This window comes from Gilliamella sp. W8136 (genome assembly GCF_016101285.1).
Classification (GTDB): Bacteria; Pseudomonadota; Gammaproteobacteria; order Enterobacterales; family Orbaceae; genus Gilliamella; species Gilliamella apicola_N.
Genome location: NZ_JACFQU010000006.1, coordinates 1 through 19,548, shown reverse-complemented (window position 1 = coordinate 19,548; position 19,548 = coordinate 1). Strand labels below are relative to the sequence as shown.

Genomic DNA, 19,548 nt, shown 5'->3' with positions numbered 1-19,548 from the left:
TATCTATTTTCATGTGAAAATTAACTGTAATCATAATTGACTTGATCCAAATTTTATTTTCTGTTTAAATGTTTATGAGTTTAAACGGTACCATGTATTAATGGTATTTTTTAGATTCTAATATTGAAAATAACTATTGTGGAAAAAAGGAACACATTATGAAAGAATTAAATTTAGTAGAAGTAGAACAAGTTTCTGGTGCTGGCTGGATCGCTGATGCAGGCGGTGCTTTAGGTGCAGGTATTGGTGCTGTTGTTGATGCAGCTCATCATAACGTAAGCACTGCTGGACAAGATTCAGGTCGATTATTAGGCCAAGGTATCGGTCAAGTTGTTGAAGCTATTATCGGCTTACCTTTCCCAACACTTCGTCCTTAATTAATGTCTTAAACGGGAAGCGATGATTTGCTTCTCGTTTTATTGTTAAAAACCATATAGGAAATTCAAATATATACCTTAAGCTGAGATTTAGCATTTTTATTTTGAAAAATTGATAATAGATAAATTATAAAATTAAATAGTAAATTATTTTAGTTTTATTGAATATGAATCATCCACGATGATAAAAGTAAAAGTTTTTATCATTATCATGCCATTTAATCTCAATAAATTTGAAAGGGAAATATTGAAGTTATTTGTGATCTGCTTTAATACAATAGATCAAAAAATTTATAAATAACAAATAACAATCTCCTTTTGCTTAAACAATACAAATTATTTATTTGTAACAAGTTAACATTAAGTAAAAAATAATCATTAATTTTAAAACACTTATATTCAATTAAACATTCATTTCTTTCATGTGAAAATTATACGTAATTATAATTGACTTGATCATAATTTTATTTTCTGTTTAAATAATCATGAGTTTAATCGGTACCATGTAGTAATTGGTATTTTTTGAATTCAAATTTGATAATAACTATTGTGGAAAAAAGGAACATATTATGAAAGAATTAAATTTAATTGAAGTTGAACAAGTTTCTGGTGCTGGTGCTATTATGGATGCTGCAGGTGCTTTAGGTGCTGGCATTGGTGCTGTAATTGATGCAATGAATCATGATTTAACTCAATCTTCCCAAAATGCAGGCCAAATATTAGGCGAAAATATTGGTAAGATTGTTGAAAGTCATTTAGGTCTACATTTTCCAGGTTCTGTTCGTTTTTAATTGATATTGTTTAATATAGTTAAACGAGAAGCGGTTGCTCGCTTCTCGTTTTGTTTTAAAAAATGATCTAGTGATTTGAAATTAGAAATTTCAAACTAAAAATTAGTATTTTTATTTTAGAATAATATGTGATTGTTCAATTAAAAAATAAAATTTGATAATAAATTAATTAAGAATGTATTTTATTTGATTGGTCATATATTATGAAATCGATCTGACTTTTAAGTAAGTTGTTATTTAGTAATAGACTTATAAGTATATTTTAAACGTGATTTCTTTATTAAAAATTAAAATCCATATAGTTGAAAAATTTATTGAAATAATTAAATAATAAAAATAATTATAAACAGCTAAGTACAAACAGCTAAGTATAAGTACAAACAGGTAAAATATTTTATGGAAAATAATGGATTGTTTCGTCAAGAAGCTATTAATTACCAGAAAGCAAAATGGATGGGAAAAGCATTATTAATAAAAGGGTATTCTGCATGGTTTGTCTTTTTATTATCGATTATTTTTATTATCGTTTTAGTACTTGCTGTCATATTCGGTACTTATACTAGACGAATTAATGTACCTGGTGAAATAACTACCCAACCAAGAGCGATTAATTTATTTTCAACACAGCAAGGTTTTATTATTACCTCTCATGTAAAAGTTGGCGATAAAGTTAAAAAAGGCGATCCAATTTATGAATTAGATGTTAGCCAAACTACACAGCTAGGCAATGTCACTCAAAAAACAATCGAATCAATTAATAATCAAATCAAAAATATATCTGAAATTATTGAAACTCTAAAAGAAAATAAACAAATCACATTAAATGCATTGAAACAACAAATAGATGAATACAATAAATTTCATCAAGATTCATTATTACTCGTTAAAAATGCAGAAAAAGGTATGAGTGAAATGTATGAAAGCATGCAAAACTATGCTGATTACCAAAAAAAGGGACTTATTAATAATGAACAATTCAATAATCAAAGATACTTATATTATCAACAACAAAATTCTTATCAATTTTTACAAAATCAAATAATACAAGAGAACTTAAGTATTATACAACTTAATAGTGAATTAGTTACGAAGATAGCCGATTTTGATAACAAAATATCTGAATACCAATTTCAATTAAATGCTCTACAACGCCAATTAACCGAAGTAAATGCTAAAGGAACATTAATTATTAGTGCCCCGAGTGATGGACGTATTGAATCCCTTAGTGTAACAGACGGTCAGATGGTAAAAACAGATGATAGTCTAGCACAACTTATTCCTGCTAATACTGATAGTTACTATTTAGTTCTTTGGGCTCCTAATGAAAGTGTCCCTTATATTTCAGTTAATGATAAGATTAATATTCGTTATGAAGCTTATCCCTATCAAAAATTTGGGCAGTTTTCAGGTAAAATCATGTCAATATCTAAGGTGCCTGCCTCTAGCCAAGAAATGTCAACGTATAGTAGTTCGCCATTATCTCAAAACAATGTTAACTATCAAGCTTATTACAAAGTAATGGTTTCGCTTGATAAACAACAAATGGCCAAATTTAATAATAAAATTAAATTAACAAATGGAATGAAAGCTGACATTACTCTATTTTTAGAAAAAAGACCTATTTATCAATGGATGCTATCGCCTTTTTATGATATTCAGAAAAGTATTACAGGACCAGTCAATGAATAGAAACCAGTTTCAGCATATACTTCAAAGTTTACATTTTGGTTGGAAAAGAAAAATACCACAAATTTTACAGACAGAAGCAGCTGAATGTGGTCTTGCATGTTTAACTATGATTTGCCGTTATTATGGGATGAACGTAGATTTATTTAGTCTAAGGAATCAAATTGGTGTGTCATCACATGGTGTAACGCTTGCCACGTTAATTAATATGTCAACTTCTGTACATTTAATAAGCCGTCCACTTTCCTTAGATTTAAATGAGATAAAACAGCTAAAAACTCCTTGTATTTTACATTGGGATCTCAATCATTTTGTTGTATTAGTTGCGGTAAAAAGAAGTAAATTTATTTTACATGACCCTGCATTTGGTCGCCGTGAAGTAGGTCTTAATGAAATGTCAAAACATTTCAGTGGAATAGCGCTTGAGTTGTGGCCTGATAAAGAGTTCAAACCTCGCACAGAACGCAGTCAACTTAGTTTGATTAAAATGCTCTTTCAAATTGATGGTCTAAAAGGGTTCTTAGTTAAAATTTTATCACTATCTCTCATTATTGAATCCATTAATTTATTGCTACCTGTTGGAACTCAATTGGTCATGGACCATGTAATTATGGCAAAAGATCATAGTTTACTTGGGTTAATCTGTGTAGGATTACTGTTTTTTATATTATTTAGAACGTTTATTGCTATGTTACGTTCTTGGTCATCATTAATTATGGGATCTTTAGTTGATATTCAATGGAAAGCAGGTCTTTTTGGTCATTTAATGAAGTTACCATTGGCTTATTTTGAAAAAAGAAAACTTGGTGATATTCAGTCTCGCTTTTCATCTTTAGAAACAATTTGTAAAACACTAACTAATAATATAGTAAAAAGTATTATTAATATTTTGATGTCAATTGGTGTTTTTATCATGATGTTTTTGTATGGGGGCTGGTTGGTATGGATTGTCTGTGGTTTTACGCTAATATATATAATATTACGTGTGGCAACCTATCAGCGTTATCGACAAGCATCAGAAGAAAAAATAGTGAAAGAGGCAAAAGCTAATTCTCATTTTATGGAAAGCTTATATGGTATTGATACCTTAAAATCACTGAAACTCACTGAGTCAAGGGCTCAATATTGGCTCAATATGAATATTGATACAACTAACGCAAATATTCGTCTTACTAAATTAGAAATGATATTTAGTGGTGTTAACACATTGATTATGATGATTGAGCAAACATCAATATTGTGGATTGGTGCTGCACTTGTTATGGATGATAAGATGACGCTAGGTATGTTTATCGCATTTACTGCATATCGAGCTCAATTCTCAGAACAGGCTGCAAATTTGATAAATATGGTATTAGATTTGAAAATGCTAAATTTACATACTGAACGACTAACCGATATTGTGTTAACCGATACTGAAAATGATATTGAATCAAAATACTCATTTCCTAAAGATATTCCTGTTGAATTTGAATTGCGCGATATAGCGTATCAATACGATAATCTTTCTAAACCTATTTTTACTAATATAAACATGAAAATTCAAGCAGGTGAAAGTGTTGCAATTATTGGTCCATCAGGTGCGGGTAAAACAACATTGATGAAGGTTATGAATGGATTGCTTACACCTACACATGGTGAAGTTCTTATAAATGGAATTGATATTTATAAATTTGGTGTCAATAATTATAGAGATATTATTGGTAGTGTATTACAAAATGATAAACTTTTTGCTGGTTCTATATCTGATAATATTTCAAGTTTCGATACTGAAAAAAATTATGAATGGCTTGTTGAATGTGCAAAATATTGCAATATTCATAACGAAATTATGAGTATGCCAATGGGATATGAAACGTTAGTGAGTGAGTTAGGAAATAGCTTATCTGGGGGACAAAAACAACGGTTGTTAATTGCAAGGGCATTGTATCGTAAACCTTGTTTATTATTTCTTGATGAAGCAACAAGTCATCTAGATGAAGATAATGAATTTACAATTAATAAGGCAATATCTTCATTAAAAATAACGCGTATTATTATCGCTCATCGAAAATCAACAATAGAAAGTGCTGATCGTATTGTTGAAATTGGTTCAGTAAATCATTAAAAATTAGCAAGTAAAATAGACAAAATAAATAATGAGAAGCAAAAATTTTCACCTATAAATAGGTAATAAAGTTTTTTGAAATTAAAGAAGTAGTTTGAGATGATAAAATACTTCAATTTATTAACAATAAGATGTGATTTATAATTTTGGCAGACAAAAGTTTTAAAGTTAGTATAAACATTGTTACTACCATGTTTAACTAGCAAATTTTCTGCAATAGTAATATTTCTGATATTTTTTGCTTCTAATTTTCCTTTCTTTATTTGCAGAAAGTTGTACATCAAAATTAAGAGCAAAAAGATTATTTAACTTAGTTTATTCTGAATACTGAAATTCAATAATAAAAAAATAGTTATTTAATTTTTTTGTTTTAGTTCCGTTCAGAATACTAAGCCTACAGAATATGATAATTATCTAAATAAAAAAATAAAGATATGGTAAGAACACAGTAGCTAATACCACAGGTATATAATGTCGTCATTGATTTCAGCTATAGAGAACTTGATATTGTTGGGTTAAATGAGATTACTAAAAATAATTCATATTATGTACGATAAAAAGTTTTGCCAACGATAGTCAGCAAAACTTCCTTTATCTGGTTTGTTAGAAAATAACAAAATATTAAATTATATGCATTTAAGACAGTGGCTATTAATATTATCAATGAATATCCAATACCGCATGAAATGCTTCTTGTGGGATATCAACACCGCCAAACTTACGTTGCCTAATTTTATTTTCCTTAATATTTTTAGCTATCTTTTTCTTTTTCGATGCAGATCCTGAATAGCCACGTCCTGTTACACTTTTACGTAATGGAGGAATGTCTTCCCTTGCAATGACTTTATTTTCAACTACCGATTGTACTGGCATTGGGTAAAGTTTGCGAGGTATAACGTGTTTCATTTTCTGAACTATTTGTTTACCGCGTTCAAAGCTTTTATCTCGTGGTAAAATAAATGAAAAGGCATCGACAATTTCATCATTCAGCCAAATATCCATTTTAACCAAATCAGTTACAATATAACTTCGGTCTCGATAATCTATTGATGCATATCCATGTGTAATTGATTTAAGTGAATCATAAAAATTATAAGCAATTTCTGAAATTGGCAGTTTAAATGTCAATTCGGCCATTTTATTATTCAGATAAATCATATCGACATAAATACCGCGTTTTTCCTGACAGAGTTCCATAATCTCGCCAATATTTTCCATAGGAATAATAATTGCTGCATCAATAAATGGTTCTTCAATATATTCGATCTTTTCAAAACTAGGCAGTAATATAGGGTTGTTAACGCTAATAATTTCACCATTTTTTAACGTTACACGATATTCAACGCTAGGAAATGTAGATAGAATTTCGATTCCATATTCTCGTTCAAGCCTTTCTTGAATAATTTCCATATGCAAAATACCTAGAAATCCACATCGAAATCCCGCCCCAAGTGCCATTGAATTTTCTTGTTTATAAATGAATGCTGAATCGTTAAGCGATAATTTTTCAACGGCATCTTTCAGTTTTTCTTGATCTTCATTTTTTATTGGAAATAGACCGGCATAAACCATTGGTTTAACCTCTTTATAACCAGGCACCGCATTGGTATCAGGTTTATTAGGGTTAATTAATGTATCACCGACTTTTACATTTGACACAATTTTAATATTTGTAGAAATAAATCCTACTTCACCAGCCATAAGTTCTTCGACTGATTTCATGGCAGGTAAAAATACTCCTACTTGTAACGCTTCAAATTCAAGTTCGCTTTTTAGCATTTTAATTTTCATTCCCGTACGAATTGAACCATTAAAAATGCGAACATGTAGCACAACACCTCGGTAGACATCATAGTGAGAATCAAATATTAATGCCTGAAGAGGTTTATCTTTGTTGCCTTCAGGTGCAGGAATATTTTCAATGATGGATTCTAAAATGTTGTCAACTCCAATCCCAGTTTTAGCCGAAGCTAAAATAGCCTTGTCTAAATTTATACCTTCAAGTTCTTCAAGTTCCTTGAGTACACTTTCAGTATCAGCATTTGGCATATCAATTTTATTAATAACAGGAATGATAGTTAAATGTTGTTCTTGGGCTAATTTCAAATTTGCAATAGTTTGTGCCTGCACGCCTTGGGTTGCATCAACAAGTAACAATGCACCTTCACAAGCCGCTAAACTACGTGAAACTTCATAATTGAAATCTGTATGACCAGGAGTATCAATTAGATTTAATTCATATTCAATACCATCAGATGCTTTATAATACATACGAACAGTTTGAAGCTTAATAGTAATACCACGTTCTCTTTCAAGATCCATGTTATCTAATAATTGCTCTTTCATATCACGTTCGGAGACCGTATTTGTCATCTCAATTAATCTATCAGCTAGAGTCGATTTACCGTGATCGATATGGGCAATTATACAAAAATTTCTTATATTATTTGGGTTCATTTTAATTTCTCCCATACTTTTATTAAATATTGGCGTGAACTATAATGGTTAGAGTAACTCTAAGTCAAGTTTATCAAGTCATTATGATTGATAAGATATTTAATTGATTTATATTAATAAATAGGTATAAATATGGTAAATATAAATGACTGTATTGCATCAATAGCTCAAAATGGTGAACTAAACCAAACACCTAAATATACAGTGACTAAAGCAGCTAAAATGTTAGGCTTATCAGTGCATACATTAAGGTATTATGATTCATTGAAATTATTTCCATTTCTACAACGCGATCAGAACGAAAAGCGACTTTTTTCTGATGCAGATTTGCAATGGGCAAAATTAATTGAATGCTTACGTAATGCGAATATGTCAATTAAAGAGGTACAACATTATGTTAAGTTATGCTTACAAGGTGATGAAACATTGGATGAACGTCTAACCATCATTAATCAACAAGAAAAGATTTTAATCGATACTATAACTCAACTAAATGAGCAATTGGCCTTATTGAAATTTAAAAAACAATATTATAAAACAGCTCATCAAGCAATAAATAATTAAGTTTTTTAATGAGCAAAAAATTTGAGGAAAGCGATTTTTGAGTGGTTTTGTTAATTAACCATTTTAAAGGAACATGAGTTTCTCTGTTTATCAAAAAAGAAACTCATGGTTTATGATATCAATTATTGATTATCTGGAGAATCATTTTCCGCATCATCATTTTTTTTGGTTGTAATTTTTTTTATATTTTCGGTTGCAACTGATGCCATTCGACCCATAGTATCTCTTAAAATTTTTCCATCATCAGTATTAAACGACACCAATTGATCCATGCCATTTTCATCCATCTCAAAGTAAGTTGCTTCAACAAAACCTAATTTGGTTGCGTAAAATAAATGAGGGATACTGCCACGTAAGGAATTATAGATTTGTACTGCTGCATTATATGCTTCACGTCTTTCAAGAATTGTATTTTCAATTTTATCTAATTGAACCATCAATTGTTGATATGTTGAGTTAGCTTTTAGATCAGGAAATCTATTAGCTAGCATTTGAACATTGCCAATTAAATGTGATGCCTCTGAAACAGCTATATTTGCTTTAGCTATACTGTCACTCTCAGTAATGGTTAAATGAGTCAACTTTTCATGATCACCATAATTTGAAGCTATATCTGAAAGTCTTTGAGCGATATCATGTCTTTTTTTGATTGTAGCATATATATTAGATTGTTTTTGTTTAACATTTTCAGCTAAACTTCTGAGTTTGTTATATGCAAAAAATAACCACACTAAAATTGCTATAAGAATTAAAAATAAAGTAGTGAACATAAACAGTCCTATTCATAATTAGAAGATCTATTAATCAAATAGGTAGCATTTTTTATATTTGAAATGTAGCTGTTAAGTGAGGTCAAATTATTGTTACTTTTTATTAATTTATATCACTAATTCAATCAAAACAATTTCTATATACATTTAAAATAGCTACGTATTGAACGTATTAAAATAATAATTATACTTCTTTTAAAACAACTAATTATATAAAATAGCATATATTTAGGTTTGTTGCAACATATTGTAAATTATCAATTTGTTATGATACATAAATATTAAATTAAGTATTTTTTACCTATAAAAATTTTTGCTTTATATAATCCTTTATATCTTTTTTAATTATCTTCTCAACTCAATTAACTATATCTTTAAATTATAATATTAATAGCTCGCCATAAAATGGTACTTTTACTTTTTTGTACTTTCAAATGTATATTCAATCTTTACTGCTGAGTTAGCCTCAATTAAGCCTGTATTCACAGCATAAAACATAATTTCAGTAATTTGTTGGCAAAGTTTTTTAATTGTTTCCAATTTACCGTTTGCTCTTAATGGTTCCATAACTTTTATAAAGTCCTTTATCTTTAATTTGAATATGGAACTATTTCCAATGTAAGGAAAAATATGTAACTCTAATGAAATACCTTTTAATGTAATTTTTTACTGCTTTTAACTTTAAACCAGTTAGTAGCTACTTTTTTAACGTACTGGTTATTTCGTCATGTTTGCATTGTTCTTGTTAGGTTTGTGTTCTTGAGGTTCTATACCTTGTTTGATAAGTTCTTGCGCTTCATTTCTTAACTTTTTTGCTTATGTAGTGAAACCTCAGGATAACTACCAAAACTTGTTAATGCCTCTTTTTTGGTATAGGGGGCGCGTACAATTAGAATGTATTTGTTTTGATTAAAAGATAAATACTGCCACCAACAAATAAAGAATAATCCTTATCACTTGGTTTGGTTGCTTTTATTTGTGTGTCCGTTAATGGTAGCGTTTTTCTTGTCATAATGATTTTGGGTATACGGTTTTTAGGTATATTGTATTCGTATCCCTAAGAATATGCTTAAAATTTTGACTGTAAATGTATTTTACTGATGCTTAATAAATAACAAAATAAGGTTTAAGCCTTGTGTTTGTTGGTTTTGATGTGTTTTAAAGAATTTAAAAGAATGTTACTGATTATTGAATTGGTGCGTGGGCGGGACTTGAAAAATGTCTTTTAAACCCTTTCGGATAAATGATTTCTGTTTTTTATATTTGTTATTGTACCCTCAAAATAAAAAGTGGCCCCTAAAATTGGATATTTTTCGTACTCGTTTATTTTTGATTTAAAGTTTATTTTCGCGGATGTAAAAATCTGGTCAAAGGGGCGGTCCACAAATTTGAGTGTTAAAGAAATTAACCCACCCCCATTAAAATAAAATTTTATAAAAAATTGTACATACTATACATGATTTCTTATAAGCCTTATTGTATAAGGGTTTTCGCTATGTATAGTCTATATTTTAACTATACATAACTCTACATTCGAACTATACATAAAAACAACATACCTCTTTCCTATAACTTAATTATTGTTATACTTTTTAAGCATAAAAAATAGTTGTATGTGAGGTCATTCTGGATATTAAAGTATTACGTTATTTTTTAGCTCTTGCTAGAGAGGAAAGTATCACTGCGGCTGCTGAGTATTTACATCTGACTCAGCCAACCTTATCTCGTCAACTGTCTGAATTAGAGCAAGAATTGGGTAAAACCTTATTTAATCGAGGCAGTCGTAAAATTACCTTAACCGATGAAGGTATGCATTTACGCAAACGTGCTGAAGAAATTTTAGAATTAGTACAAAAAACTGAATTAGAGTTTCAAACCTCAGCTGAGGAAATCAGTGGTGATATCTATATTGGCTGTGGTGAAACCCATGCCATGGGATTAATTGCTGAGGTTGTTAAGGCATTACAACACGACTATCCGCAAATTCATGTGCATATTTATAGTGGTGATGCTGATGAAGTAACAGAACGTATCGATAAAGGCTTACTCGATTTTGGATTATTAATTGGTGTGGAAAATATCAGCAAATATGAGTCGTTACTATTGCCCGAAAAAGATACTTGGGGAGTGTTAATGCGTAAAGATAGTCCACTTGCGCATCAAGATGTGATTAGACCTAGCGATTTATGGAACTTGCCACTTATTATCTCTAAACAGAAAGAAGTCGATAACCGAATTACGCGCTGGTTAAAACGTGATTTAGATAAACTCAATGTGATTGGCTCATATAACCTACTTTACAATGCCTCACTTATGGTCGAAAAAAACATGGGTTATGCATTAAGTATTGATAAGCTGATTAACACGACTGGTAATAGTCATCTTTGCTTTAAACCTTTAGAGCCACAATTAATGGTAGATATTCACTTGGTTTGGAAACGTTATCAAATTTTTTCAAAAGCAGCTGAAATCTGTTTACAGCGAATGAAACAGGCTTTTTCTCAATAAATCCCTCTGAATATAGAAGTGAGCAAAATGATCCTCCTATTTTGCTGAGCTTATTCTTATGGCTTCTTTTTATTGATATTAATGATATTAAATAAAGCTTATACCCATGCTTTTAAGGCATAAATAACCATAAAATATAAGTAATTTACATATCTTTAGCTGCTATTTAGACTATGACCCATTCCACAACTATTCAATTCATTCGTCTTTAATATAATAATGGGATTAACCATGTCAGATAACATATTAAATTCCCCAAGTACGGCGTATTGGGGAGCAATATTCTCGCTATTTATTGGGGTAACAAGTTTGATTGCCGCGGAATTTATTCCCATTAGCTTATTAACACCTATCGCACAAGATTTAAATATTACTGAAGGTCAAGCAGGCCAAAGCGTCACAATGGTGGGGATTTTTGCGGTAGTCACCAGTTTGGTTCTCGCACCCATGACCCAAAATATTAATCGTCGAGTAGTATTATTCACTTTTTCTATTTTATTAGTATTATCCAATTTGTTCATTGCTGTTGCGCCTAATTATTTCATTATGCTGATTGGTCGAGCGCTATTAGGGATTTGTGTTGGCGGATTTTGGTCAATGGCATCTGCTGTAGTATTACAATTAGCGCCGAGTAAAGATATTCCTCGAGCATTAAGTATTGTCTATGCCGGAGTGTCGGTTGCAACGATTATTTCACTGCCTCTTGCCAGTTATTTAGGTCATTTAGTCGGTTGGCGTAATGTGTTTTTTATTGCTGCGGCGTTAAGTTTTATCGCGCTAGTTTGGCAACGGCTTACCCTTCCATCTTTACCGCCGTGTGAAAGCAGTAATTTTAAAAATATGTTTGCCCTATTTAAGCAAAATTGGTGTTTTTTGGGCATTATCGGTACAATTTTTAGTTATGGAGGTTATCACCTCTTTTTTACTTATCTGCGACCGTTTTTAGAGCACAATTTAGCACTACAAGCCGGTCCATTAACCCTTATTTTATTGGTGTTTGGTATCGCTAATTGCATCGGAACCTTTGTTGCAGGTTTACTACTTGGCCGATTTTTTAGACCTGTGATGATCGCCATTCATTTAGTCTTAGCCGCGATAGCCATGCTCTTATTTATTAAATATAGGTTTTTAAGTTCTGATAATGTGACTATGGATACTACATTAGTGATTGCTTGGGGATTTGTGTTTGGATTTATCCCTGTTGGTTGGTCAACGTGGATCACTCGAACGCTTGCTGATAAAGCTGAACTGGTTGGTGGGTTATCGGTTGCCGCGATTCAATTTTCCATTGGTTTAGCGGCTAGTGTTGGTGGAATGACCTTTGACCAATTAGGGGTTAGTGGCATTTTTATCACGGCCACGATTATTTGTATTATGGGTGCCATCATTACCGCCTTGTGTTTTAGTTTATATAAAAAAGCAACAGGCAACCTTGCTTAATCAATCTTATATAGATAAAAAGGATCACAAATGAAATTCAAGTTTACGGCTTTAGTGTTTATGCTAACTTTTGTACAAACAACACTTGCGAACACGGCAGTAGTGGCTGTGCAACATTTTCCAAATCCATCAACAATGAGTCAGGCATTACAACCTTTAGTCTCTGGCGAACCTTCTCCCTTTTGGAATGATCATCCTAAAATTAATGCCGAATGGCATCAATGGGTCGATACGATTGCTGCCCAAACATTAAAAACACTTCCTACGTTAAAAGAACGAATGCAAGTCAGTGTTACAGCTACGCAGCTTGGTAATGTTAATGCCTTTATGGTCACATCTAAAACGATTGCACCATATAATCAAAATCGTATTTTATTACATTATAATTCTCACTCTAGGCGATATCATCATGATAAATAGACATCCATTACGACAATTAAACTTGTTTATAACCGCATTTATTACACTTTTGATGAGTTTCTCGGCGTTTAGTCAAAAAACTGAAAGTACAACATTAGCAAAAATAAAACTGACTATTGACGATCAGCAAGTGATTGTCAATTTGCTCGATACTCCTGCCAGTCATCAGCTACTGGCACTACTACCTTTAACACTGACTTTTAGTGATTATGTTGGTGCCGAGAAGATCGCTTATCTGCCACAACGCTTAATTACTCAAGGTATGGCAAGTGCCGCTCATATTTCTGGGGATTTTACTTATTATGCGCCTTGGGGGAATTTGGCTCTGTTTTATCAAGGTGTAGGAACAAATTCACAATTGTATACATTGGGTCATATTGAGTCTGGCCGAACGGTATTAGCAAATTTAAAACAGGATTTTGTGGCAACAATAAGTCGTGTGGAGTAAATTAAATAAGGCATTAAAATATGAAAAGTGGATTTATAAAATGGTGGTAATATTATTACTTTTATCCGTTGCACTGGCAATCACGGCATGGATTATTTTACGCGCTCCCAAATTTGGTCAATCGCCACAAGACGAACTGTTGGCACAAATCACAAGTTCCCCTAATTATACGAATGGTCAATTTCATAATCTTATTCCAACACAAAAATTAACAATTGATTCCTACACCTTTTCCATTTTGTGGAATGATTTTTTTATGGTAATAAAGAAACCGTCCCCAGTCAGAATTTGCCTGCAATAAAAACAGATCTTAATGCTTTAGCAAGTAACGAAGATTTGGTTATATGGCTTGGTCACTCCTATTATTATGTACAATTACATGGTAAACGTATCTTAATCGATCTGGTATTAAGTGATTATGCACCTCATTCTCTTTTTTTAAATAAAGCCTTTAGTGGCACAACATCATATCGTGTAATAGATTTGCCAGAGATTGATTATTTACTGATATCACATGATCATTGGGATCATCTCGATTATCCAACCGTGACTGGTTTATATAATAAAGTCAAACAAGCAATTGTGCTATTGGGTGTTGGAGCCCATTTACGTTATTGGGGATATTCGAAAAATCGTATTATTGAAGCGGACTGGTATACCGAATTAACATTAAACGATGATTTTACGCATTATATTTTACCTGCCCGCCGCTATGGCACTTTAAACAAATAGCGAATCTAATTAATGACTTTGATTTGGTATTTTAGATAGTGGTCAATACGATACGCGTTGGGTGGGTATTCACATGACTCCTGAACAAGCCATACTTGCGGCTAAAGATTTACAGGCCAACGCGTTAATGCCTGCGCATGGGGCGTTTCTCAATCTCAAATCATCTTTGGTATGAGCCATTTAAATTCATTACCTATAACAGTCAGGATGCTGAGTTCGACTTATTTACCCAGATCATTGGCCAACCCATTTGGCTAGACGGACGATAACAGCATTTTACTCGCTGGTGGAAACAGGGGTGATTCTTTAATTATGTTGATATTTAGTCATAAATAAAATGTTTAAAAACTTTTAAATAACTTATCGTAAAAACACAAAAGCCTCCAAATTTTGGTGGCTTTTTACAATGTGAATAAGCTAATTTGATTAAGTATGATTATTTCAAATTGTCTTTAAAGAACTGTTCAAATTTATCAAATGGAATTTTGTTAGTTCTATTGTCATATAAGTCAGTATGGCTAGCATCAGGAACAATGACTAATTCTTTATTTTGGCTACCAACCGCTTTAAAAGCATCTTCCGAGAAGTAACGAGAATGGGCTTTTTCACCCGCTACAATTAATGTTGCTGCACTGATTTCATTGGCATAGCTTAATAGTGGCATATTGGCAAATGAAAGCGGCATTGTTAATACCCAAGAACCATCGGGATTAGAATTAGCCGCTCGAATATGGAATCCACGTTCAGTGGTATAAAAACGGGAATAATCAGCCATAAATTTAGGTGTTTCATCGGTTATTTGATCTGCCGGAATGTTATTTCTCGGATTTTTAGTGGCATAACCATTTTTTGCATCATTCCAACGGCTATTATTTAAGGCTTGTTTCATAGCTAATCGTTGTTCTTTAGTCATGCTATCATTATAACCTTTTGATATAACACGACTCATATCATACATAACACTGGTGGCTACGGCTTTAATTCGAGTATCAATTGCTGCTGCATTTAACGCCATTCCACCCCAACCACATATCCCTAAAATACCGATTCTGTTTTGATCAACATTATCGAGGGAGCCAAGATAATCAATTGCGGCACTAAAATCTTCAGTATTGATATCGCCAGAGGCTTGATTACGTGGCAAGCCACTACTTTCACCCGTAAATGACGGGTCAAATGCTACAGTAATAAATCCACGTTCAGCTAGCGTTTGTGCGTATAAACCTGATGATTGCTCTTTTACTGCACCAAATGGACCACTCACTGCAACCGCCGGTAATTTGCCAGTAACACCCTTAGGAATATATAAGTCAGCGGCAAGTGTAATACCATAGCGGTTTTTGAAGGTAACTTTATGGTGTTCAACTTTATCGCTTTTAGGGAAAAGTTTATCCCAATTTTGTTCCAATTGAATCGTTTGTGTCGGAATTTCAATAACAGTTTGTGAACGAATATCTACCATAGCGTTTGCTCCAAATAAAGTTGTACTAAATAATAACGCTGAAGTAATGACTTTTAATTTCATTTATGTTTCCTTTAGAAAAGAATGTGTTCCCGATTTTGTTGCTAGACATAAATTATATCGGTTAATAATATAATGATAATATGCAAAAAAGTTCATATACTATTAACTTGGCGTTATTAATTAATTTTACTGCTGACTAATATCAAATGACGTCATTAATTAGGATTTTTATGCTTAAACGTGAAAACTATAATGATCTATTTGCCTTCTTAAAGGTTGCACAAGAAAAAAATTTTAATAAAGCATCACAAAAACTGGGGATTTCTTCCCCTGCACTAAGTAAAAAAATTCATCAATTGGAACAGCGTTTAGGGGTACAGTTATTTAATCGTACGACAAGAAGCCTTTCGCTTACCCAAGTTGGCGAGCAGCTATTTCGCACTGTTGAAACAAGTTTTGCTAAAATGGATAACGAACTTCAACTGATTGAACACTATCGAAATTCACCATCTGGCTTAGTGCGTATTAACTGTGGACTACAAGTGATTGAAACGCTACTACTCCCTAAATTAGCCCATTTTAAGGACAAATATCCTGATATTCAGTTTGAGTTTATTAGTGATAATCGTTTTGTTGATATTGTTGCAAAAGGTTTTGATGCGGGTATTCGTTTTGGTAGTGATGTTGCGGAAGATATGGTAGCTGTTTGCATTAGTCAACCTATGAAAATGGCGGTGGTAGCAACGGCTGATTATTTTCAAAAAAAGGGATTTCCTAGCACGATACAAGAGTTAACACAACATCAATGTATTGGTTATCGTTTATCCAACGGACATCTTTTTCAGTGGCAATTTGAGTACTCAGGTCAAATTGTTAAAATCACCCCACAAGGACAATGGATTTTAAATGATGATTATCCAACGCTCATTGCCGCAAAAATGGGATTAGGGATTGCTTATTTACCCGAAGAACTGATTGCAAAGGAACTGGCTAATGGTCAACTCATCCGCATTTTTAATGAGTATAGCTATACTTTTCCACCTTTATACCTCTACTATCCACATCGCAATATATCATCCGCATTACGGGTTGTGGTGAATACATTGAGGGTTTAAATTTAAATGCGAAGATTTAGAGGATTGTTCAATTTTTAAGAAATAAAATTATAATTGTTATTAAGGTAAAGTTATGAAATATATTTTTCCACCCCTGTTATAGGACTCGGATAACGTAACTAATATGTTGAATAAAAATAAAAGATTTAGTTAATGTCTTTTTCTGTATCCTGTTTGGTATCGGATTTAATGCTAGATTTGGGATAATTTCAGTTGAACTCGGTTGAGTAAGGATTCCTTGAAAGTGTTTGTATATAAGGATTTGATTGACTTCGGTAGAGTTGTGTAGATATGCTAATGGGTGGGCTGGACTTGAAAAGTATGTATTAAACCTTTTTAGTAAAAGTGTTTTATCTATTTAAAATTTACTTCGTATACCTAAAACGAAAAGTGACCGCTAAAATTGGGCATTTTTAATGCTCACTTATTTTTGATTTAAAGTTAATTTTTCGCGGATATAAAAATCTGGTCATATAGGCAGTACCGAAATTTGAGTGTTAAAGAAATTAACTCCCATTAAAATAAAATTTTATAAAAAACTGCACATACTATACATGATTTCTTGTAAGCCTTATTCTGTAAGGATTAGTGCTATGTATATCTGCATTTTAACTCTGCATAGCTCTACTTTCTAACTGTACATAAAAACAAAAAACCGCCAATCAAGGCGGTCATAATACTCATAAACAAAAAATTAAGCAGGCTCATCTGCTTTAGGTAACCAATTTATACAGCCTACTATGATTTCTAACTTTGTTCACATTCACCAAATTTTTTAATACAAAAATCAATAAAACATCTTAGTTTAGGTAAAACATGGCGATTAGATGCATAAAGAATATGCATGGGTCGGGTTGGTACGTGATAGTCGGGTAAAAGATGAACTAACAGTCCTTTTTCTATTGCTGGTGTCACCATTTCTGCTGATTGTAACATAATACCTAATCCAGCAATGGCTGCTGGTAATAGTGCATCACCACTGTCGGTCATGAATCGCCCTGATACAGGTACAGAAAAATGACCTTCAGCTCCCTCAAATTGCCAATGAGTTTGTAATGTTGTGTGAGAAAAACCTAAACATTCGTGATATTTAAGATCTTTTGGTGAATTAATCGGTGGCGAGGATTTTAGATATAAAGGAGCTGCACATAAAATCAACTGGTAAGGTTTTAATTTTCTTGCAATTAATCCACTATCAGGTAATTCGCCAACTCTGAAAACTAAATCAAATCCTTCATCAATTAAATCAACAATACGATTAGTAAGTGATAAATCAATGGAAATTTCTGGATAATTGCTTAAAAACTCGGGTAACTGAGGTGCTAATGCATGAGTGCCAAATGTTGTTGGTGCACTAATCTTAATTCGCCCTCGAGGTGTGGCATTAATTTGTGCTGCAATCGCTTCTGACTCTTCAACTTCGGCAAGAATATTTTTGGCTCGTTCATAAAATGCACGTCCTACTTCGGTTAAGCTCTGGTGACGAGTTGTTCTATTTAACAAACGAACATTTAGGTGTTCTTCAAGCATGCGGACATGTTTACCAACTAATTGTGGTGACATATTAAATGCGTTTGCTGTAGCCGAAAATGAGCCTAATTCAACGGCTTTCACAAAAACAGACATAGAAGTTAATCTATCCATTAGAAACAATTTGTTTTTAAATATGAAATATAACTGAAATTTATCACTTTTTATTTCTATTGTATAGTTTTATCAATTCATTCATAAACAGGAGATAAAAATGAAAATTGCTATTATTGGAACAGGAAATATGGGGACAGGACTTGCAAATTTACTTGCCACAACAAATCATGATATTGTAATTGCAAGCAGAAACTCAGCAAAAGCTCAGACTCTTGCAAAAAATTTAGGCGCTGAAAGCGGTTGTATTGAAACCGCGGTAAAATCAGCCGAAATGGTGATTTTAGCACTACCTTATCAAGCCGTAAAAGAGGTGTTACTCTCTTGTGGTGATTTAACCGATAAAATATTAATTGATATAACTAACCCAGTTACGGAAGACTTTAAAGAGTTACTGATTGGTCATGTCACATCAGGCGCAGAAGAAATTCAAGCATTGGCACCAAAGGCGAAAATCGTAAAAGCATTTAATACTATCTTTGCTCAATTATTACCTACATCAGCACGAACAAAACAAACTTTGCAAGTTTTTATTGCTTCTGATGATGATAACGCAAAAACCGTTGTATCAAACATTGCTAATTCAATTGGATTTGAACCGATTGACGCTGGTTCTTTGTGTAATAGTCGTTTTATTGAACCTATTGGTGCAATGAATATTCATTTTGCCTTTTTCCTTGGGCAAGGACCAACTGTAGCCCCGATTTGGGTCAAAGCATAAATACGAAAATAACAGTCAATTTTGTTATTTAATTTATAATAAACAAAATGATATTAAAATTTATATTTCTAAATAGTCGCCATGTACGGTCTATATTTTAACTCTACATTCGTACTATACAAAAAAACCGCCAATCAATAAAGTAACCCCCAATAGTTGGACAATCAATTACTGGGGGTCTTTTTATGTCAAAATATAGTCGAGATTTAAAAATTATTATAGCTAATGAATTCTTATCAGGAGAATCATCGGAAATTCTTTCAAAAAAATATGCGATATCTTCTAGTCAGATTCGGTATTGGT

Annotated in this window: 18 protein-coding genes; 13 read left to right on the top strand and 5 right to left on the bottom strand. The window is 32.3% G+C overall.

The genetic code is table 11. From position 1 onward, the window contains the following. Positions 1 to 158 precede the first annotated feature (158 nt). From H3T96_RS04825 to H3T96_RS04810, 4 genes are all read left to right on the top strand, one after another. Entirely contained in the window at positions 159 to 377 is a 219-nt protein-coding gene (locus H3T96_RS04825) for a hypothetical protein (RefSeq protein WP_086326965.1), read from the top strand. A gap of 569 nt (positions 378 to 946) precedes the next feature. Continuing rightward, on the top strand, positions 947 to 1,168 hold the full coding sequence (locus H3T96_RS04820) for a hypothetical protein (RefSeq protein ID WP_144091787.1): 222 nt from the start codon (positions 947 to 949) through the stop codon (positions 1,166 to 1,168). A 396-nt stretch (positions 1,169 to 1,564) separates the two neighbouring features. Beyond that, positions 1,565 to 2,857 carry an HlyD family secretion protein gene (locus H3T96_RS04815; RefSeq protein ID WP_186279237.1) on the top strand — a complete coding sequence of 431 codons (1,293 nt, stop codon included), beginning with the start codon at positions 1,565 to 1,567 and terminating at the stop codon, positions 2,855 to 2,857. Next, complete coding sequence (locus tag H3T96_RS04810) at positions 2,850 to 4,961, top strand: peptidase domain-containing ABC transporter (RefSeq protein ID WP_086327252.1); 2,112 nt, start codon at positions 2,850 to 2,852, stop codon at positions 4,959 to 4,961. The genes H3T96_RS04815 and H3T96_RS04810 overlap by 8 nt, the downstream gene beginning before the upstream one ends. A gap of 660 nt (positions 4,962 to 5,621) precedes the next feature. Here the strand turns inward: H3T96_RS04810 and lepA are convergent. After that, positions 5,622 to 7,418, bottom strand: coding sequence for a translation elongation factor 4 (gene lepA / locus H3T96_RS04805; RefSeq protein WP_086327529.1), 1,797 nt, complete (start codon positions 7,416 to 7,418; stop codon positions 5,622 to 5,624). 132 nt (positions 7,419 to 7,550) lie between these two features. On the opposite strand from lepA, the gene H3T96_RS04800 reads away from it, so the two are divergent. Further along, positions 7,551 to 7,982 carry a MerR family transcriptional regulator gene (locus H3T96_RS04800; protein ID WP_144091788.1) on the top strand — a complete coding sequence of 144 codons (432 nt, stop codon included), beginning with the start codon at positions 7,551 to 7,553 and terminating at the stop codon, positions 7,980 to 7,982. A 122-nt stretch (positions 7,983 to 8,104) separates the two neighbouring features. Here the strand turns inward: H3T96_RS04800 and H3T96_RS04795 are convergent, their stop codons facing one another. Both H3T96_RS04795 and H3T96_RS04790 read right to left on the bottom strand, forming a co-directional pair. Then, entirely contained in the window at positions 8,105 to 8,752 is a 648-nt protein-coding gene (locus tag H3T96_RS04795; protein ID WP_086327721.1) for a LemA family protein, read from the bottom strand. A gap of 414 nt (positions 8,753 to 9,166) precedes the next feature. Next, entirely contained in the window at positions 9,167 to 9,319 is a 153-nt protein-coding gene (locus H3T96_RS04790; protein ID WP_186279238.1) for a hypothetical protein, read from the bottom strand. A gap of 1,059 nt (positions 9,320 to 10,378) precedes the next feature. Between H3T96_RS04790 and H3T96_RS04785 the strand changes: the two genes are divergently transcribed. The 6 genes from H3T96_RS04785 to H3T96_RS04760 all read left to right on the top strand — a co-directional run bounded on the left by H3T96_RS04785 (position 10,379) and on the right by H3T96_RS04760 (position 14,300). Next, complete coding sequence (locus tag H3T96_RS04785) at positions 10,379 to 11,260, top strand: LysR family transcriptional regulator (RefSeq protein WP_144091789.1); 882 nt, start codon at positions 10,379 to 10,381, stop codon at positions 11,258 to 11,260. Between the two features lie 231 nt (positions 11,261 to 11,491). Beyond that, positions 11,492 to 12,700, top strand: coding sequence for an MFS transporter (locus H3T96_RS04780; protein WP_144091790.1), 1,209 nt, complete (start codon positions 11,492 to 11,494; stop codon positions 12,698 to 12,700). Positions 12,701 to 12,730: 30 nt separating this feature from the next. Further along, positions 12,731 to 13,120 carry a hypothetical protein gene (locus tag H3T96_RS04775; RefSeq protein WP_086327248.1) on the top strand — a complete coding sequence of 130 codons (390 nt, stop codon included), beginning with the start codon at positions 12,731 to 12,733 and terminating at the stop codon, positions 13,118 to 13,120. Continuing rightward, complete coding sequence (locus H3T96_RS04770) at positions 13,110 to 13,568, top strand: cyclophilin-like fold protein (RefSeq protein WP_198248605.1); 459 nt, start codon at positions 13,110 to 13,112, stop codon at positions 13,566 to 13,568. Before H3T96_RS04775 ends, H3T96_RS04770 begins: the two co-directional genes overlap by 11 nt. A gap of 40 nt (positions 13,569 to 13,608) precedes the next feature. Next, positions 13,609 to 13,869 (top strand): hypothetical protein, encoded by a 261-nt coding sequence (locus H3T96_RS04765; RefSeq protein WP_198248604.1) that lies wholly within the window; start codon positions 13,609 to 13,611, stop codon positions 13,867 to 13,869. Beyond that, a complete protein-coding gene (locus H3T96_RS04760; protein WP_198248603.1) occupies positions 13,857 to 14,300 on the top strand; it encodes an MBL fold metallo-hydrolase in 444 nt (147 codons plus the stop codon). Before H3T96_RS04765 ends, H3T96_RS04760 begins: the two co-directional genes overlap by 13 nt. Positions 14,301 to 14,736: 436 nt before the next feature. Here the strand turns inward: H3T96_RS04760 and H3T96_RS04755 are convergent, their stop codons facing one another. Continuing rightward, the gene (locus H3T96_RS04755; RefSeq protein WP_144091791.1) at positions 14,737 to 15,825 is read right to left on the bottom strand and encodes an alpha/beta hydrolase; all 1,089 of its coding nucleotides are present in this window, start codon (positions 15,823 to 15,825) and stop codon (positions 14,737 to 14,739) included. A 170-nt stretch (positions 15,826 to 15,995) separates the two neighbouring features. On the opposite strand from H3T96_RS04755, the gene H3T96_RS04750 reads away from it, so the two are divergent. Beyond that, positions 15,996 to 16,880: a LysR family transcriptional regulator gene (locus H3T96_RS04750; RefSeq protein ID WP_086327312.1), complete on the top strand. Its 885-nt coding sequence runs from the start codon at positions 15,996 to 15,998 to the stop codon at positions 16,878 to 16,880. Positions 16,881 to 17,627: 747 nt separating this feature from the next. Here H3T96_RS04750 and H3T96_RS04745 read toward each other — a convergent pair. Next, positions 17,628 to 18,524, bottom strand: a complete 897-nt coding sequence (locus H3T96_RS04745) for a LysR family transcriptional regulator (RefSeq protein WP_144091792.1) — start codon at positions 18,522 to 18,524, stop codon at positions 17,628 to 17,630. Positions 18,525 to 18,603: 79 nt separating this feature from the next. Here H3T96_RS04745 and H3T96_RS04740 point away from each other — a divergent pair, with 79 nt between their 5' ends. Then, on the top strand, positions 18,604 to 19,245 hold the full coding sequence (locus H3T96_RS04740) for an NADPH-dependent F420 reductase (protein WP_306298066.1): 642 nt from the start codon (positions 18,604 to 18,606) through the stop codon (positions 19,243 to 19,245). Positions 19,246 to 19,548 lie beyond the last annotated feature (303 nt).

Coding starts and splice junctions, on each gene's coding strand:
- H3T96_RS04825 (WP_086326965.1), top strand. CDS start 159: ATGAAAGAATTAAATTTAGTAGAAGTAGAACAAGTTTCTGGTGCTGGC.
- H3T96_RS04820 (WP_144091787.1), top strand. CDS start 947: ATGAAAGAATTAAATTTAATTGAAGTTGAACAAGTTTCTGGTGCTGGT.
- H3T96_RS04815 (WP_186279237.1), top strand. CDS start 1,565: ATGGAAAATAATGGATTGTTTCGTCAAGAAGCTATTAATTACCAGAAA.
- H3T96_RS04810 (WP_086327252.1), top strand. CDS start 2,850: ATGAATAGAAACCAGTTTCAGCATATACTTCAAAGTTTACATTTTGGT.
- lepA (WP_086327529.1), bottom strand. CDS start 7,418: ATGAACCCAAATAATATAAGAAATTTTTGTATAATTGCCCATATCGAT.
- H3T96_RS04800 (WP_144091788.1), top strand. CDS start 7,551: ATGGTAAATATAAATGACTGTATTGCATCAATAGCTCAAAATGGTGAA.
- H3T96_RS04795 (WP_086327721.1), bottom strand. CDS start 8,752: ATGTTCACTACTTTATTTTTAATTCTTATAGCAATTTTAGTGTGGTTA.
- H3T96_RS04790 (WP_186279238.1), bottom strand. CDS start 9,319: ATGGAACCATTAAGAGCAAACGGTAAATTGGAAACAATTAAAAAACTT.
- H3T96_RS04780 (WP_144091790.1), top strand. CDS start 11,492: ATGTCAGATAACATATTAAATTCCCCAAGTACGGCGTATTGGGGAGCA.
- H3T96_RS04775 (WP_086327248.1), top strand. CDS start 12,731: ATGAAATTCAAGTTTACGGCTTTAGTGTTTATGCTAACTTTTGTACAA.
- H3T96_RS04770 (WP_198248605.1), top strand. CDS start 13,110: ATGATAAATAGACATCCATTACGACAATTAAACTTGTTTATAACCGCA.
- H3T96_RS04765 (WP_198248604.1), top strand. CDS start 13,609: ATGGTGGTAATATTATTACTTTTATCCGTTGCACTGGCAATCACGGCA.
- H3T96_RS04755 (WP_144091791.1), bottom strand. CDS start 15,825: ATGAAATTAAAAGTCATTACTTCAGCGTTATTATTTAGTACAACTTTA.
- H3T96_RS04750 (WP_086327312.1), top strand. CDS start 15,996: ATGCTTAAACGTGAAAACTATAATGATCTATTTGCCTTCTTAAAGGTT.
- H3T96_RS04745 (WP_144091792.1), bottom strand. CDS start 18,524: ATGGATAGATTAACTTCTATGTCTGTTTTTGTGAAAGCCGTTGAATTA.